Here is a 14,710-nt window from a genome sequence, read left to right as displayed (position 1 = left end):
TTGGCAAATACGGCCACCATAGCCGCAACAGCCTCACACACTGGAGCCCCTCAGCGTGGCGCAACACACTCCCGATCTTCCTCCCGAACTCCGTCCACTGGCCGAGATGCCCTGGTTCAAGCGTCTGGCTGCGCGTTTCTTCGGCCATGGCCTGACACGCTTGCGCGCTCAGCACCGCGCTTCATGGCTACATGGCCAGGCCGATGGTTTTCGCAGCGGCCACACGGCCGGCGTGGAGTACGGCTTCAACGAGGGGAAGCTTGAAGGGCTGGAAGAAGGCCGACAGGTCTTGCTGATTCGAGACAGCCGCAGCACCGAGCATCGTCCGCCGAGCGTCGACAATCATCTGTTCGACGATTGGCGCCTGCCGCTCAGCGCCGAGTTGAAGAAGCGCATGAAGGCTGATGTTGCACGCCTGCTGCCCGAGCACGCCCAGCCGAGTACCGCCCAGTGGAAGATGATCTTCAGTGATACGCCTTCGACCTCGGTGATCGCCGGGGCCGGGGCCGGCAAGTCGACGACACTGGTGCTGCGTATTCTGTTGCTCACGCACTACCTGGGGTTTGAGCTGGATTCGATGACTGTGGTGACCTTCACTCGCGAGTCGCGCAAGGATTTCATCAACAAACTGATCGAGTTGTTCGCGCTCTGGGGCCAGGCATTGAACCTGAAACAGGCGCGGGAATTGGTGCGCACTTTTCACTCGCGCATTCTGCCCATGGTCCGCAGTCTGCCGGGGTTCGAGCGCTTGCAGGCGTTCGAGAACCTCAGCGACCGGGTTCAGGGCGCCGAAGAAGAAGTCGACAGCAGTCCGTTCGATCTGCGGATCAATGACGCCCAGCGCCGACAACTCAACGCCTGTTATCACCGCCTGTTTACCGAAGACGAACGTTTCCGCCAGTTGATTCAACCGTTGGCCAAGGCCGGTTTGCAGCTCAAGGAGCTGGAACGCGATCACCCGGATGTGCAAAAGCGCATGGCGGTGACCGAGTTGGCGGCCAAACGCGATGAAGAACTGTGCGATGCCATCGAAGACTTGTGGTTTCGCGCGGGCGCCTGGCCGATCAAAGGCATTGAGCCGAACCGGCAGACCTTCGAGATCAACGGTTCGACCTTTCATTGCCATGGCTACATTCCCAGCCTGGATGCCTGGGTGGTGCTTGGTTTTGATCCTCGGGAAAATCCGCAGATCTGCCGACCCAATGCCAAGCTCAGCGTGCGCGCTGAGTGGGCTGTAAAGCGCACCCTGTTTCAAGCTTTCTGTCGTAAGCCATTGATTTGGATTGATAGTTACGAGTCATCCAAGCGAGTGCTGGCGACCCTGGCCGCTGATGCCAGCGCCGGTCCCGGGTTCGATTACAAGGTCAAAGGCGAGCTGGTATCGGCGCCGCTGCTGGACTGTTTTGTCGCGGCGGCCGGCTTCATCGAAAACCTCGGGCTGGATGTGCCGGATGCGGTCGGGCGCATGAGTTTTGCCAAGGATGATCCGGACCGGTTCTTCTTTGAGGCGCTGAGCCTGTTCTGGCGCGCCCTGGAAGATCATCTGCTCGATCAGAAACCGCCGGTGATGACCTACAACCGAATGTTCGCGCTGTTCAGCGAGCATTCGCCGGAGAACCTCAAGTTGCTCAGCGATGAGTTGCTGCGGCCCATGTCGCACTTGATGATCGACGAGTTTCAAGACGTGTCGCCGCAGATCGTCTCGTGGATCCGTGCCAGCCTCGTGGAAATCCGCAGTCGTGGCCCGGCCATGCATGTCGGGCGGGGTGCCCAGCGCTCATCGCTGCTGTGTGTGGGTGACGACTGGCAGTCGATCTACGGCTGGCGCGGCAGTTCGCCGAGTTACTTCATGGAGTTCAACAAGGAATTTCCGTCGCCAAGTACCACACGGGTGATGCTCAGCGACAATTACCGCAGCCATCAGCACATCATCGATGCCGCCGAACACATCGTCCGGGCCGCGCCAGCGATCCCGGGCAAAAAGGCCAAGGCCAGCGGCGCACCCAAGCCGCTGCGGCCGGTCAATGTGCTGGAGCGCGATGACCAGGCCATGGGGCAACGCTTGGTCGAGCATTACAATCGCGGTGATTCGATCTTGATGCTTTATCGAAAAAGCAGCGATAAGTCATTGATAGAGCAACATATTCAGTCTGTAGTTAATGTTGATTCTAGCTTGCCGTATGAAGCGCGACGCCTCAAACAGCTCACTTACCACAGTGCCAAGGGCCTGCAGGCGGATGCGGTTTTTCTGCTCGGTGATTGCCAGCACCTGACCAGTTCGCCGTACAAGAATCAGGTGTACCGCATGGCCGGTCTGGGCAAGGCTGGGGACAGCGAGCCCTATGACACGGCGCAAAAGGACGAGATTCTGCGTCTGGCCTACGTCGGCATCACCCGGGCGGTCAGCCATTGTTACTGGTACGTTGAGCCACAGGACACTCAGGCCGTGAACATGCCAAGGGCGTCCGACCGGGTTGCCCAAGGCAAGGCGTTCTTTGCTGATCACCGAGCCAAAGTGACAACTGCGTAATCGTCAGGCACAAAAAAGCCCGTCATCACTGGCGGGCTTTTTTATGTAAAACAAAAGGTTATGCGTAATTCTTGAAGGACTCCGGAGGAGTGAAAGCCTCCAGTTCGTCTTCCACGGCCTCGATGATGCGCTCGACATCGGCCGCGTTCATCACCGTCGCACAAGGAATGCCGGCAATGGCGATCATGGTTTCACCGCTGGCACGATCAAACAGGCGGGCAATCATGCTGCCCGGTGCGTCCATCGTTGCTTCAAAACCCATGGGATGAAAGTGCCAGCGCATCAGCTGGCACGCGTTGGGAAAGGTGACTTTACTGGAACCTCTATTCATGTGTTGCCCGCCTTCTTCATCGAGCGCTTCCGTTTGCTCATGTTAGGTGGGAAGAGCCTTCAATGGCTCAACCGGTCAGTGACATTAAAAGTAGCACTCGGATGTGAATTTTCCGTGAGATTTTTCAGTTCATTTTGCGATTGCTGCGCATTTTTTGATGTAAGTCACGCCCGGATCAGTCATCGCCAAAAGGCCAGCACGGTTTAGCCGTTGATCGCTGTGCCGAACTTGGGCAAGCTCGATTCTTTTGTACCGAGCCCTTTATGCACGCCGACGATGACGGCCCAGAACAGACCCCGGCCACGGCCGCCACGGTCTTGCGCTATCACCTGAGCTGGAAACACCGCGATCTGGACAGCGTCATGGCGTTGTATCACCCGGACGTCCAGTACAACGATTTCTTCCAGAACCGGGTGCTCGGCCTCGACGAGTTGCGCGAGTACGTGCGTGTCAGCATGCCGCGAGAATCCGACGAAGCGCTCGAGCATTGCGACCGGATCCGCGTGGATGGCAGCACGGCGTTCATTCAGTACGAAGTGACTCTGCGCGGTGGTGACGGGCTGGTGTCGTTCCATTCCAGCGAAGCGATCACGGTCAAGGACGGCTTGATCTGGCGAGTCAATGAATACGCCTCGCTGGTTCGCGCACAGACTCAAGGCGCCGCTGCGCCCAGTCAGCGTCCGGCGGCCAGTCGCCTGGGCTTGTCGCCGCGCCAGTTGAGTTTCATGGCCGAAGACCTGCAGCAATACTTCGAACGGCAGCAGCCGTACCTCGACCCGGAGCTGGACCTGCAACGGGTGGCGAAGGAGTGTGGCTACAGCCGCAATCAGATTTCCTATCTGCTCAACCAGGTGCTGGGGCAGAGCTTCTACCGCTACGTCAACCAGGCGCGCCTGCAACATTTGCTCAAGTCGCTGGACCACGCCACGCCACCGCTGCGCATCGACGAACTGGCATTTGCCGCCGGCTTCAACTCGCTGTCGGCGTTCTACAGCTGTTTCCGCCAGCATACCGGCCAGTCGCCGAAGGCCTACGCCAAACAAATTTCTTTGCGGGCACGCGCGCAAGACAGTGATTGAAGTCACGCACTAGGATCGACGCCATCGAAGGTTTTCAGTGGCGGAGTCTTGCATGCCGGCGTGGCGCACTATCAGTTTGTGGATGGATCAACTCGATGAGCCGCTGATCGCGCGGCCGGCGCTTGAACGGGATCTGGATGTCGACGTAGCGATCATCGGTGCCGGTTATACCGGGCTGTGGACCGCGTACTATCTGAAAAAACTCGCGCCGGGCCTCGACATTGCCATTGTCGAGGCGCAAACCGCCGGTTTCGGTGCGTCCGGACGCAATGGCGGCTGGCTGATGGGCAACCTGCTGGGCGAGGATCGACTGCTTGCCGGCCTGTCGCCGCAACAGCGCCGCGCTTCGTTTGATCTGCTGCACAGCATCCCGGATGAAGTGGAAATTGTCCTCGAACGTGAGGGTATCGACTGCGATTACCGCAAAGGCGGAGTGCTGTATTGCGCCGCCCGCTACCCGGAGCAGGAAGCCAGCCTGCGCGAATACCTCGCCAAACTGCATGCCCAAGGCCTGACCGACAACGATTACCGCTGGTTGAGCCCGGAGCAGCTGGCGCAACAGATTCGCGTCGCCAAGCCCTATGGCGGTATCTATGCGCCGCACGTCGCGACCATTCACCCGGCGAAGCTGGTGCGTGGCCTGGCGCGCACCGTGCAGAACATGGGCGTGAAGATTTATGAGAACAGCCCGGTCACCCACTGGCAGTCCGGCAGCTTGCGCACCGCCAAGGCCAGCGTGCGCAGTCGCTGGATCGTGCCGGCCGTCGAAGGCTATTCGGTCACATTGCCACCGCTGGGCCGCTATCAGTTGCCGGTGCAAAGCCTGATTGTCGCCACCGAGCCGTTATCTGCAGCGACCTGGAATGAAATCGGCCTCAACCGTGGCCAGGCGTTCAGCGAGTTCAGCCGTCAGGTCACCTATGGCCAGCGCAGTGCTGACAACCGTCTGATTTTCGGTGCTCGCGGCGGTTATCAGTTCGCCGGCAAGCTGCGCCACAACTTCGATCTGACCCGCGATGAAGTCGAACTGCGCCGCTATCTGTTTGGCGAACTGTTCCCGCCGTTGAAAAACGTGCAGATCACCCACGCCTGGGGTGGCAACCTCGGCATGTCCCGGCATTTCAAGCCACACATGCTCTGCGATCGCGCCAATGGCATTGCGCTGTCCGGTGGTTACGGCGGGGAGGGCGTCGGTGCCAGCAACCTCGGCGGTCGCACTCTGGCCGATCTGATTCTGGAGCGCGATACCGAACTGGTACACCAGCCGTGGGTGCTGCCGGATGGCGGGATTCATGCCTTGCGCGCCTGGGAGCCGGAGCCGTGCCGTTGGCTTGGCTACAACGCGATCATCAAAAGCTTCGTCCACGAAGACCAGACCCTCGCCAACCCTGCTACCGCACCGTGGCGGCGCAAGCTCGCCAGTCAGGTGGCGGGCTTCATGGAAGGTTTCATGCACTAACCGCCGTTTTCTTCAAAAGACAGGTCCCGCCATGAGCATTACGCAGTTCAAAAACACCGCCACCCTGCAACTCGACGAGTCCAGTCCGGTCGCCGTGCCACTCGGTGAGCCGGTCGCCATTGCCTCGATCACCAGTGTCGAGCGCGACGACGGCGTCGAAACCGGCGTCTGGGAATGCACCCCGGGGCGCTGGCGCCGGCAGATCACCGCTCAGGAGTTCTGCCACTTCATCTCCGGTCGTTGCACGTTCACCCCGGACGACGGCGGCGCAACCCTGCACATACAAGGTGGCGACGCACTGATGTTGCCGGCCAACACGCTCGGTATTTGGGATATCCAGGAGACCGTGCGCAAGACCTACGTCCTGATTTTCTGACGCTTTGATCCTTTGATTGCCTGCCAACAACAATAGTCTCTACAGGAATCGACCCATGCTCCAGAAAACACTCACCCTGGCGCCGCTGCTGCTGGCCGCCTCGATCAGCCATGCCGCCGAAACGGTCAAGGTTTATAACTGGTCCGACTACATCGCGCCGGACACCACGAAAAACTTCCAGAAAGACACCGGCATCGGCGTCACCTATGACGTCTATGACAGCAACGAAACCCTCGACGGCAAGTTGATGACTGGCAAATCCGGTTACGACGTGGTGTTCCCGTCCAACCACTTCATGGCTCGGCAGATCCAGGGCGGGGCGCTGAAGAAGCTCGACAAGAGCCTGTTGCCGAACTGGAAGAACCTCAACCCGGTGTTGCTCAAGGCCCTGCAGGTCAATGACCCGAATAACGAGCATGGCTTCCCGTACCTGTGGGGCAGCACCGGCATCGGCTACAACATCGCCAAGGTCAAAGCGGTATTGGGCGACAACGCGCCGGTGGATTCCTGGGACCTGATTTTCAAGCCCGAGTACATGGAAAAACTGCAGAAATGCGGGGTCGCCATCCTCGACAACGGCCCGGAATTACTGCCGGCGGCGCTCAATTACCTCGGGTTGCCGCCACACAGCAAGAACCCCGAAGACTACAAGAAGGCGGAAGCGCTGCTGATGAAAGTGCGGCCGTATGTCAGTTACTTCCATTCCTCGAAGTACACCAGCGACCTGGCCAATGGTGATATCTGCGTCGCGGTCGGTTTCTCCGGCGACATTCTGCAAGCGGAAAACCGCGCCAGGGAAGCCAAGAACGGCATCGACATCGGTTACGCGATTCCCAAGGAAGGTGCAGCGATCTGGTTCGACATGGTCGCCATGCCCGCCGATGCGCCGGACGAGAAGGCCGGTTATGCCTTCATGAACTACCTGTTGCGCCCGGACGTAATGGCCGGCATCAGCAATTACGTGCACTACGCCAATGGCAACGAACAGGCTGACGGCCTGATCGACCCGGCGATCAAGAGCGACACCAAGGTCTATCCGAGCCCGGAGATGATGGGCAAGCTGTTTGCGCTGGAGGCGATGCCGCTGAATATCGACCGGATCCGCACGCGGGTGTGGAACAAGATCCGGACCGGTAGCTGAGGCGTTCCTCGGGTGGGGCATCGTCAATATTCACGATGCTCCTCAAGGCAAGGTTTATAAAAAAAAGCGATAAGTGCTTGTGGCTTATACCTGTCATATCTGACAGGTTTCAACTCCATGCTTTTGCTGTTCAATGGCGGGCAGAAGGGTCGTCGATCCTTCGCGCACCCAGGAGACAGTCATGTCCAGTTCCGAGCAATTTCGTGAAAAGCATCACATTGGTGAAAAAGCTGTAGCAGAAGGTGAAATCAAAGGGAAGGTGATCAATCTCTCCAACCAGCATGAGATCAATTTTAAATCCGACTGGATCTGGCGTGATGAACTGAACGGAGCGCTGCGGTTTCACGGCACCATGCCTGAGCCGGGGGGATCTGGCAGGAGTTTATTGATAGGGCTCAGTTTCAAGGACAAATCACAGCCCTCTGGAACGTACGATGTTAAAGACCCGCAGATCGTCTACCTCACTCTGAAAACTTTCGGTGCTGGTGAACCAGATTGCGAGTTCGAGGCCAGCTCGGGGCACGTCATACTGGAGCATCATCCCAACAATGACATTAACGGCAAGCTGGTTTTCACAACGAAGACAGTCGGCGTTGACAGCTTTAGCGTTAACGTTGTCTTTGACGTTCGCAAGTTCTGATCTGTCCCATCCAAAAGCGTTTCAATCCATACCCGGCAAAAAACGAGGGTCTTGCATTCAAAGAATATCATGGGGACGGTATCTGATATCAATGTTAAAACCCTCATGCCGGGTATGCACCAAAGTGAGACATACGTAACAAAAAACAACTTACCGATATTTAATAATTAAATAGAAAATCCTCAGGCAAATCGGCAGAAACAACCACTTCAAAACATTCTCTCCAGCGCGCAGTCATTGTTTACGGGCACTTGCCGGAACAGTTCAATTTGATCTCAAAAAAACGCTAGACGACAGATTTCAAATTGTGTCAGGTTTCTGATGCCTTCATTGGGCGAGTGATAGGACGATCTCGCCAGGGATTGTCGCTATCTGACAAAAACTGTTCCATTGCTAAACAAGGAAGTGTGTTTATGTCGAAAGTAAAAGCTAACGCTATTGATACCGCCGAACAGGCATTCGTGCCGGTAGGCGCAGTGCAACCCTTGGCGGCAACCAGCTCCGCCTGGAACCAGATCAATAGCTTCAGCCACCAGTACGACCGTGGTGGCAACCTCACGGTCAATGGCAAACCCTCCTTCTCGGTGGATCAAGCCGCCACTCAACTGCTGCGGGATGGTGCTTCCTGGCACGATCTGGACAACAGCGGCAAGATCGAACTGACCTATACCTTTCTGACCGCCAAAACCGCCAACTTCAGCGGCCTGGGTGTCACCGGTTTCAGTCAGTTCAGCGCCCTGCAGAAAACCCAGGCGGTGCTCGCCATGCAATCCTGGGCTGATGTCGCCAACGTGACGTTCACCGAAGCTGCCCGTGGTGGCGATGGTCACATGACCTTCGGTAACTACAGCGGCGGTCAGGAAGGCGCGGCGGCGTTTGCCTTCCTGCCAGGCACCGAGCCAGGCTATGACGGTCAGTCCTGGTACCTGACCGGCAGTGGCTATGACGTCAACAAAACCCCGGGGCTGAACAATTACGGGCGTCAAACCCTGACGCACGAAATCGGTCACACCCTGGGCCTGTCTCACCCTGGCGACTACAACGCCGGCGAAGGCAACCCGACCTATAACGATGCTTCCTACGGGCAAGACACCCGTGGTTACAGCCTCATGAGTTACTGGAGTGAAAGCAACACCGCCCAGAACTTCAGCAAGGGCGGTGTGGAAGCCTATGCCTCCGGCCCGCTGATGGACGACATCGCGGCGATCCAGAAGCTTTACGGTGCCAACCTGAACACTCGTACCGGTGACACCACCTACGGCTTCAACTCCAACGCCGGTCGCGATTTCCTCAGCGCCTCGTCGTCGAGCGACAAGCTGGTGTTCTCGGTGTGGGATGCGGGCGGCAAGGATACTCTGGATTTCTCGGGTTTCACTCAGAACCAGAAGATCAACCTCAATGAAGCTTCGTTCTCCGATGTTGGCGGCATGATCGGCAACGTATCCATTGCCAAGGGCGTCACCATCGAGAACGCCATCGGCGGTTCGGGCAACGACCTGCTGATCGGCAACAGTGTGTCCAACGAGCTGAAGGGCGGTGCTGGCAACGACATCATCTACGGCGCCGGTGGCGGGGACAAACTGTGGGGCGGCTCAGGTTCGGACACGTTTGTGTTCGCGGCCAGTTCCGACTCCAAGCCGGGTGCGATCGATCAGATCCTCGATTTCGTCAGCGGTCTGGACAAAATCGACCTGAGCGCCATCACCAACGGTGCAGGCCTGCACTTCGTCAGCAACTTCACCGGTGCAGCCGGCGACGCGATCCTGACTTCGTCGGGCGGCAACAGTCTGTTGTCGGTGGACTTCTCCGGACACGGTGTGGCGGACTTCCAGGTCAGCACCGTTGGCCAGGCAGCGACCAGCGACATCGTGGCGTGATGTGAAACGGGAAGCGGCGCGTGATGCGCCGCTTTCTTTGCTTGCATCCATTTGAGCACTGGGCAAGGCTACGGGCCGGAGCGAGTTTTCTCATGATCTGTAAAGCTTTTACCTACAAGGCAATGGCGTGGCTTTCAGCGGCGTTCATCATGATTTCTGGAGAAACAACCATGGCAAGCAGCCTCAGACTTGAAGATCCATCGGTTTTCGCCGGGCAGTGGCAAGCCATTCTGACGGCGCCCGATGACGCCTCAGAGGCGCAGGCATTGCAGGACAAACCCTCGAACACCTGCCTGATCGATCTGGAACCCAACCAGACACTGGGCAAGGGCGCCGATTGCCTGGGGGCATGGCTTGAGCAAATGCCGATCGGCTGGTTTCCCGACCCGGACGGCCTGTCGATTACCGGCAAGGAAGGTTCAAGAATCCAGTTTTTCAGCCGACAACGTGATGGGCTTTATCTGAGTACTTTGAAGTCGGGTCTGGTGATTACGCTCAAGCGCAATGCGCCACAGCCGTGAAGATCACAACGACTGGCATTGAATATAAGGCTCGACGTTGCAGTTATAAGCGTCACGGCAATACAGCGAATAGCCGGTTGAATAACCGAAGTTGTTGTTGAAGTGTCAGTGAATAGTTGCAAGAGATACGCCGGCCAGTGCACGGATAATTAATAGAAGCGTCTCGCCGAACAGTGGCGGGGAAACATTTCAGGAATAATCAATGAAGATGGCGAAGGCCCCAGCCACCGCTCCCTTATTCAAGGCTTTGGGTGACTATAAAAGCATTCTGATCAGCGTCGGGTGCTTCACCGCACTGATTAACGTGCTGATGCTGGTGCCCTCCATTTATATGCTGCAGGTCTACGACCGCGTGCTGTCTTCGCAGAACGAAACCACGTTGGCGATGCTGTCGTTGATGGTCGTCGGGTTCTTTGCGTTCATCGGCATGCTGGAAGTGATCCGCAGCTTCATCGTGATCCGCATCGGCAGCCAACTGGAGCGCCGCTTCAACCTGCGGGTGTATCAGGCGGCGTTCGAGCGCAACCTGTTCAAGGGCGAGGGCAACGCCGGGCAATCGCTGGGCGACCTGACCCACATTCGTCAATTTGTCACCGGGCCGGCCCTGTTCGCGTTTTTCGATGCGCCGTGGTTCCCGGTGTACCTGTTCGTTATCTACCTGTTCAATGTCTGGCTCGGTGTGCTGGCCACCGCCGGCGCGCTGCTGCTGATTGCGCTGGCGTGCCTCAACGAATACATGACCAAGACGCCGCTGGGCGAAGCCGCCGGTTTCTCGCAGAAATCCAGCCAACTGGCGACCAGCCACCTGCAAAACGCCGAAACCATTCAAGCCATGGGCATGCTCGGGGCGCTGCGCAAGCGCTGGTTTGGCGTGCACTCGCGTTTCCTCGGCCTGCAGAACCAGGCCAGCGACACGGGCGCAGTGATCAGCTCGATCAGTAAAACCCTGCGCCTGTGCCTGCAATCGCTGGTGCTGGGCCTCGGTGCCTTGCTGGTGATCAAGGGCGACATGACTGCCGGCATGATGATCGCCGGTTCGATCCTGATGGGCCGCGTGCTGAGCCCGATCGACCAGTTGATCGCGGTGTGGAAACAGTGGAGCGGGGCGAAGCTTGCTTACCGTCGTCTGGACTCGCTGCTGCAGGCGTTCCCGCCGAGTGACGACGCCATGGCGCTGCCGGCGCCGAAAGGCCAGATCACCTTCGAGCAAGTCAGTGCCGGCCCTCCTGGTCAGCGCGCGGCGACCTTGCACATGATCAATTTCAATCTGGGCGCTGGCGAAGTGCTGGGCGTGCTTGGCGCCTCCGGTTCCGGCAAGTCGACCCTGGCCCGAGTGCTGGTCGGCGTGTGGCCGACCCTCGGTGGCACGGTGCGCCTGGACGGTGCCGACATCCATCGCTGGAACCGCGACGAACTCGGCCCGTACGTTGGTTATTTGCCGCAGGACATCGAACTGTTCAGCGGCAGCATTGCCGAGAACATCGCCCGTTTCAGCGAGGCCAGCCCGGAAAAAGTCGTGGCCGCTGCGCAGCAGGCCGGCGTGCACGAGATGATCTTGCGCTTGCCGCAAGGCTACGACACGCAATTGGGCGAGGACGGCAGTGGCCTGTCCGGCGGTCAGAAGCAGCGCGTGGCACTGGCCCGCGCGATGTATGGCGACCCGAGCCTGGTAGTGCTTGATGAGCCGAACTCCAACCTCGACACCGTCGGTGAAGCGGCGCTGGCCAGTGCCATCGCCCAGCTCAAGGCCAAAGGCACCACGGTGGTGCTGGTGACGCATCGTTCTTCGGTATTGGCTCAGGCTGACAAGTTGCTGGTGCTCAATGACGGCCGCTTGCAGGCGTTTGGCGCCAGTCAGGATGTACTCAAGGCGCTGTCCGGCGCCCAGGAACAACAACGGGAAAAATCTGCGCAGGCACCGGGCGGGCTCAGCATGAGCCGGCAGTACCAGCCCACGACAAGGAATTCGGGTGTATGAGCAGCGCCAGCATGAACACTGAAAACGAAGCGAACATGGAACACGCCTACATCACCGAGCGCCCGGAGCGCGATGCGAAATTCTTCGCGCGCATGGGCTGGATTCTCGCCCTCGTCGGTGCCGGCAGTTTCTTCACCTGGGCCGCACTGGCGCCACTGGATCAGGGCATTCCGGTGCAGGGCACCGTGGTGGTGTCGGGCAAACGCAAGGCCGTGCAATCGATGAGCAGCGGCGTGGTCAGCCGGATCCTGGTGCGCGAAGGCGAGATCGTCAAACAGGGCCAACCGCTGTTCCGCCTCGACCAGACGCAAGTTGCCGCCGATGTGCAATCGCTGCAAGCCCAGTACCGCATGGCCTGGGCCAGCCTCGCGCGCTGGCAGGCCGAGCGCGACAACCTCAAAGCGATCACCTTTCCCGCCGAGCTGAGCAACGACCCGGATCCGCGCCTGGCGCTGGTGCTTGAAGGTCAGCGCCAACTGTTCAGCAGCCGCCGCGAAGCGTTCTACCGCGAGCAGGCCGGGTTGCGTGCGAGCATCGAAGGTGCCACTTCTCAATTGGCCGGCATGCGTCGCGCGCGCACCGACCTCAATGCCCAGGCCGACTCTCTGCAACAGCAACTGAGCAATCTGCAGCCGCTGGCGGACAACGGCTACATCCCGCGCAACCGCTTGATGGAATACCAGCGTCAGCTGTCGCAAGTGCAGCAGCAACTGGCCGAGAACACCGGTGAAAGCGGCCGCGTGGAGCAGGGCATCCTCGAATCGCGTCTGAAGCTGCAACAGCATGGCGAGGAGTATCAGAAAGAAGTGCGCACGCAACTGGCCGACGCACAGCTCAAAAGCGTGACGCTGTCCGAGCAACTGACTTCGGCCGGGTTCGACCTGCAGCACAGCGAAATCCTCGCCACCGCCGACGGTGTGGCGGTCAACCTTGGCGTGCACACCGAAGGCGCCGTGGTGCGTCAGGGCGAAACCCTGCTGGAGATCGTTCCGCAAGGCACCACCCTGGAAGTGGAAGGGCACCTGCCGATCAACCTGATCGACAAGGTCGGTACGCATTTGCCGGTGGACATCCTTTTTACCGCGTTCAACCAGAGCAAGACCCCGCGCGTGCCGGGTGAGGTCAGCCTGATTTCCGCCGACCAGATGGTCGACGAAAAAACCGGCGTGCCGTACTACGTGTTGCGCAGCAGCGTCAGTGATCAGGCGATGGAAAAACTCCACGGCCTGGTGATCAAGCCCGGTATGCCGGCGGAGATGTTCGTGCGCACGGGCGAACGTTCACTGCTCAACTACCTGTTCAAACCGCTGCTCGATCGGGCCGGCTCTGCGTTGACCGAAGAATAAGGATGTTCGGCTGTATGAATAAGCTTTCGATGTTGGGAGCAGCGCTCGCGCTGCTCGCAGGAAACAGCGCGCTGGCGGCCATGGGGCCATTCGAGATCTACGAGCAGGCATTGCGCAACGACCCGGTGTTCCTCGGCGCGATCAAGGAACGCGACGCGGGCCTGGAAAACCGCATCATCGGCCGCGCCGGGCTGTTGCCCAGGGTTGGCTACAACTACAACAAGGGCCGCAACTCGTCGAAAGCCACCTCGCTGGACGAGCGTGCGCGTAACCGCACCGAGGACCGCAACTACAACAGTTACGGTTCGACCCTGACGGTGCAGCAGCCGCTGCTCGACTACGAAGCCTACGCGGCGTATCGCAAAGGCGTGGCACAGTCGCTGTTCGCCGACGAGGCGTTTCGCGGCAAGAGCCAGGAACTGCTGGTCCGGGTGCTGGACAACTACACCAAAGCCTTGTTCGCCCAGGATCAGATCGACATCGCTCAGGCCAAGAAGAAGGCCTACGAGCAGCAGTTCCAGCAGAACGAGCACATGTTCAAGCAAGGCGAGGGCACGCGCACCGACATCCTTGAAGCCGAGTCGCGCTATGAGCTGGCGACCGCCGAGGAAATCGAGGCGCGCAACGAGCAAGACGCCGCACTGCGCGAACTCGGGGCGTTGGTGGGCGTGCCGGCGGTGGACATCGGCGATCTGGCGCCGCTGGATCAGAACTTCCAGACCTTCGCCTTGATGCCGGCCAACTACGACACCTGGCATGAACTGGCGATCAGCAACAACCCCAACCTCGCGTCGCAACGTCAGGCCGTGGAAGTGGCGCGGTACGAAGTCGAGCGCAACCGCGCCGGGCATCTGCCGAAGGTCAACGCCTACGCCTCGATGCGTCAGAACGAATCCGAGAGCGGCAACACCTATAACCAGCGCTATGAAACCAACACCATCGGTTTCGAAGTCAGCGTGCCGCTGTATGCCGGGGGCGGGGTGTCGGCCTCGACCCGTCAGGCCAGCCGCACCATGGAACAGGCGGAATACGAACTCGACGGCAAGACCCGAGAAACGCTGATCGAACTGCGCCGGCAGTTCAGTGCCTGCCTGTCGGGTGTCAACAAACTGCGCGCTTATCAGAAGGCACTGACCTCGGCTGAAGCGCTGGTGGTGTCGACCAAGCAAAGCATTCTTGGCGGTGAACGAACCAATCTGGATGCGTTGAACGCCGAACAACAACTATTTACCACCCGCCGCGATCTGGCTCAGGCACGCTACGACTACTTGATGGCCTGGACCAAGCTGCATTACTACGCGGGAACCCTGAACGAACAGGATCTGGCCCGGGTGGATGAGGCCTTTGGACAAGGCCCGAAACCCCGGTAACACCAAAATTCCTGTAGGCGCTTAAAGCAGATCAAAAGATCGCAGCCTGCGGCAGCTCCTAC

The 14,710-nt window shown here is 59.1% G+C and carries 12 protein-coding genes; 11 read left to right on the top strand and 1 reads right to left on the bottom strand.

The genetic code is table 11. From position 1 onward, the window contains the following. Positions 1–55: 55 nt before the first annotated feature. Complete coding sequence (locus NN484_RS24220; RefSeq protein ID WP_274658101.1) at positions 56–2,530, top strand: UvrD-helicase domain-containing protein; 2,475 nt, start codon at positions 56–58, stop codon at positions 2,528–2,530. A gap of 58 nt (positions 2,531–2,588) precedes the next feature. Here NN484_RS24220 and NN484_RS24215 read toward each other — a convergent pair whose 3' ends face one another. Further along, a complete protein-coding gene (locus NN484_RS24215) occupies positions 2,589–2,861 on the bottom strand; it encodes a DUF1652 domain-containing protein (RefSeq protein WP_215500058.1) in 273 nt (90 codons plus the stop codon). A gap of 263 nt (positions 2,862–3,124) precedes the next feature. Between NN484_RS24215 and NN484_RS24210 the strand changes: the two genes are divergently transcribed. The 10 genes from NN484_RS24210 (at position 3,125) to NN484_RS24165 (ending at position 14,648) form a co-directional block, all read left to right on the top strand. Further along, entirely contained in the window at positions 3,125–3,940 is an 816-nt protein-coding gene (locus tag NN484_RS24210; RefSeq protein WP_127647537.1) for a helix-turn-helix domain-containing protein, read from the top strand. Between the two features lie 52 nt (positions 3,941–3,992). Continuing rightward, positions 3,993–5,399, top strand: coding sequence for an NAD(P)/FAD-dependent oxidoreductase (locus tag NN484_RS24205; protein ID WP_274658100.1), 1,407 nt, complete (start codon positions 3,993–3,995; stop codon positions 5,397–5,399). A 31-nt stretch (positions 5,400–5,430) separates the two neighbouring features. Continuing rightward, the gene (locus tag NN484_RS24200; RefSeq protein WP_127647533.1) at positions 5,431–5,775 is read left to right on the top strand and encodes a cupin domain-containing protein; all 345 of its coding nucleotides are present in this window, start codon (positions 5,431–5,433) and stop codon (positions 5,773–5,775) included. A gap of 55 nt (positions 5,776–5,830) precedes the next feature. Further along, a complete protein-coding gene (locus tag NN484_RS24195; protein WP_274658099.1) occupies positions 5,831–6,916 on the top strand; it encodes a polyamine ABC transporter substrate-binding protein in 1,086 nt (361 codons plus the stop codon). Between the two features lie 181 nt (positions 6,917–7,097). Continuing rightward, positions 7,098–7,556 carry a hypothetical protein gene (locus NN484_RS24190; RefSeq protein ID WP_274658098.1) on the top strand — a complete coding sequence of 153 codons (459 nt, stop codon included), beginning with the start codon at positions 7,098–7,100 and terminating at the stop codon, positions 7,554–7,556. 413 nt (positions 7,557–7,969) lie between these two features. Continuing rightward, entirely contained in the window at positions 7,970–9,433 is a 1,464-nt protein-coding gene (locus NN484_RS24185; RefSeq protein ID WP_127647527.1) for a serralysin family metalloprotease, read from the top strand. 92 nt (positions 9,434–9,525) lie between these two features. Further along, positions 9,526–9,954 carry an AprI/Inh family metalloprotease inhibitor gene (locus NN484_RS24180; protein ID WP_274659336.1) on the top strand — a complete coding sequence of 143 codons (429 nt, stop codon included), beginning with the start codon at positions 9,526–9,528 and terminating at the stop codon, positions 9,952–9,954. Positions 9,955–10,156: 202 nt separating this feature from the next. After that, positions 10,157–11,932 (top strand): type I secretion system permease/ATPase, encoded by a 1,776-nt coding sequence (locus NN484_RS24175; protein ID WP_127647525.1) that lies wholly within the window; start codon positions 10,157–10,159, stop codon positions 11,930–11,932. Continuing rightward, positions 11,929–13,278 carry an HlyD family type I secretion periplasmic adaptor subunit gene (locus tag NN484_RS24170; protein WP_127647523.1) on the top strand — a complete coding sequence of 450 codons (1,350 nt, stop codon included), beginning with the start codon at positions 11,929–11,931 and terminating at the stop codon, positions 13,276–13,278. The genes NN484_RS24175 and NN484_RS24170 overlap by 4 nt, the downstream gene beginning before the upstream one ends. A gap of 2 nt (positions 13,279–13,280) precedes the next feature. Beyond that, complete coding sequence (locus tag NN484_RS24165; protein ID WP_127647521.1) at positions 13,281–14,648, top strand: TolC family outer membrane protein; 1,368 nt, start codon at positions 13,281–13,283, stop codon at positions 14,646–14,648. Positions 14,649–14,710 lie beyond the last annotated feature (62 nt).

Source organism: Pseudomonas serboccidentalis (assembly GCF_028830055.1).
GTDB classification, from domain to species: Bacteria; Pseudomonadota; Gammaproteobacteria; order Pseudomonadales; family Pseudomonadaceae; genus Aquipseudomonas; species Aquipseudomonas serboccidentalis.
The sequence above is the reverse complement of the archived record's forward strand: the minus strand, read 5'-3'. Positions and strand labels throughout refer to the sequence as shown.

What these genes read in the sequence shown, in the direction of transcription:
- NN484_RS24190 (WP_274658098.1), top strand. Translation starts at nt 7,098, where the DNA reads ATGTCCAGTTCCGAGCAATTTCGTGAAAAGCATCACATTGGTGAAAAA.
- NN484_RS24180 (WP_274659336.1), top strand. Translation starts at nt 9,526, where the DNA reads ATGATCTGTAAAGCTTTTACCTACAAGGCAATGGCGTGGCTTTCAGCG.
- NN484_RS24165 (WP_127647521.1), top strand. Translation starts at nt 13,281, where the DNA reads ATGTTCGGCTGTATGAATAAGCTTTCGATGTTGGGAGCAGCGCTCGCG.
- NN484_RS24175 (WP_127647525.1), top strand. Translation starts at nt 10,157, where the DNA reads ATGAAGATGGCGAAGGCCCCAGCCACCGCTCCCTTATTCAAGGCTTTG.
- NN484_RS24170 (WP_127647523.1), top strand. Translation starts at nt 11,929, where the DNA reads ATGAGCAGCGCCAGCATGAACACTGAAAACGAAGCGAACATGGAACAC.
- NN484_RS24205 (WP_274658100.1), top strand. Translation starts at nt 3,993, where the DNA reads ATGCCGGCGTGGCGCACTATCAGTTTGTGGATGGATCAACTCGATGAG.
- NN484_RS24215 (WP_215500058.1), bottom strand. Translation starts at nt 2,861, where the DNA reads ATGAATAGAGGTTCCAGTAAAGTCACCTTTCCCAACGCGTGCCAGCTG.
- NN484_RS24210 (WP_127647537.1), top strand. Translation starts at nt 3,125, where the DNA reads ATGCACGCCGACGATGACGGCCCAGAACAGACCCCGGCCACGGCCGCC.
- NN484_RS24195 (WP_274658099.1), top strand. Translation starts at nt 5,831, where the DNA reads ATGCTCCAGAAAACACTCACCCTGGCGCCGCTGCTGCTGGCCGCCTCG.
- NN484_RS24185 (WP_127647527.1), top strand. Translation starts at nt 7,970, where the DNA reads ATGTCGAAAGTAAAAGCTAACGCTATTGATACCGCCGAACAGGCATTC.
- NN484_RS24200 (WP_127647533.1), top strand. Translation starts at nt 5,431, where the DNA reads ATGAGCATTACGCAGTTCAAAAACACCGCCACCCTGCAACTCGACGAG.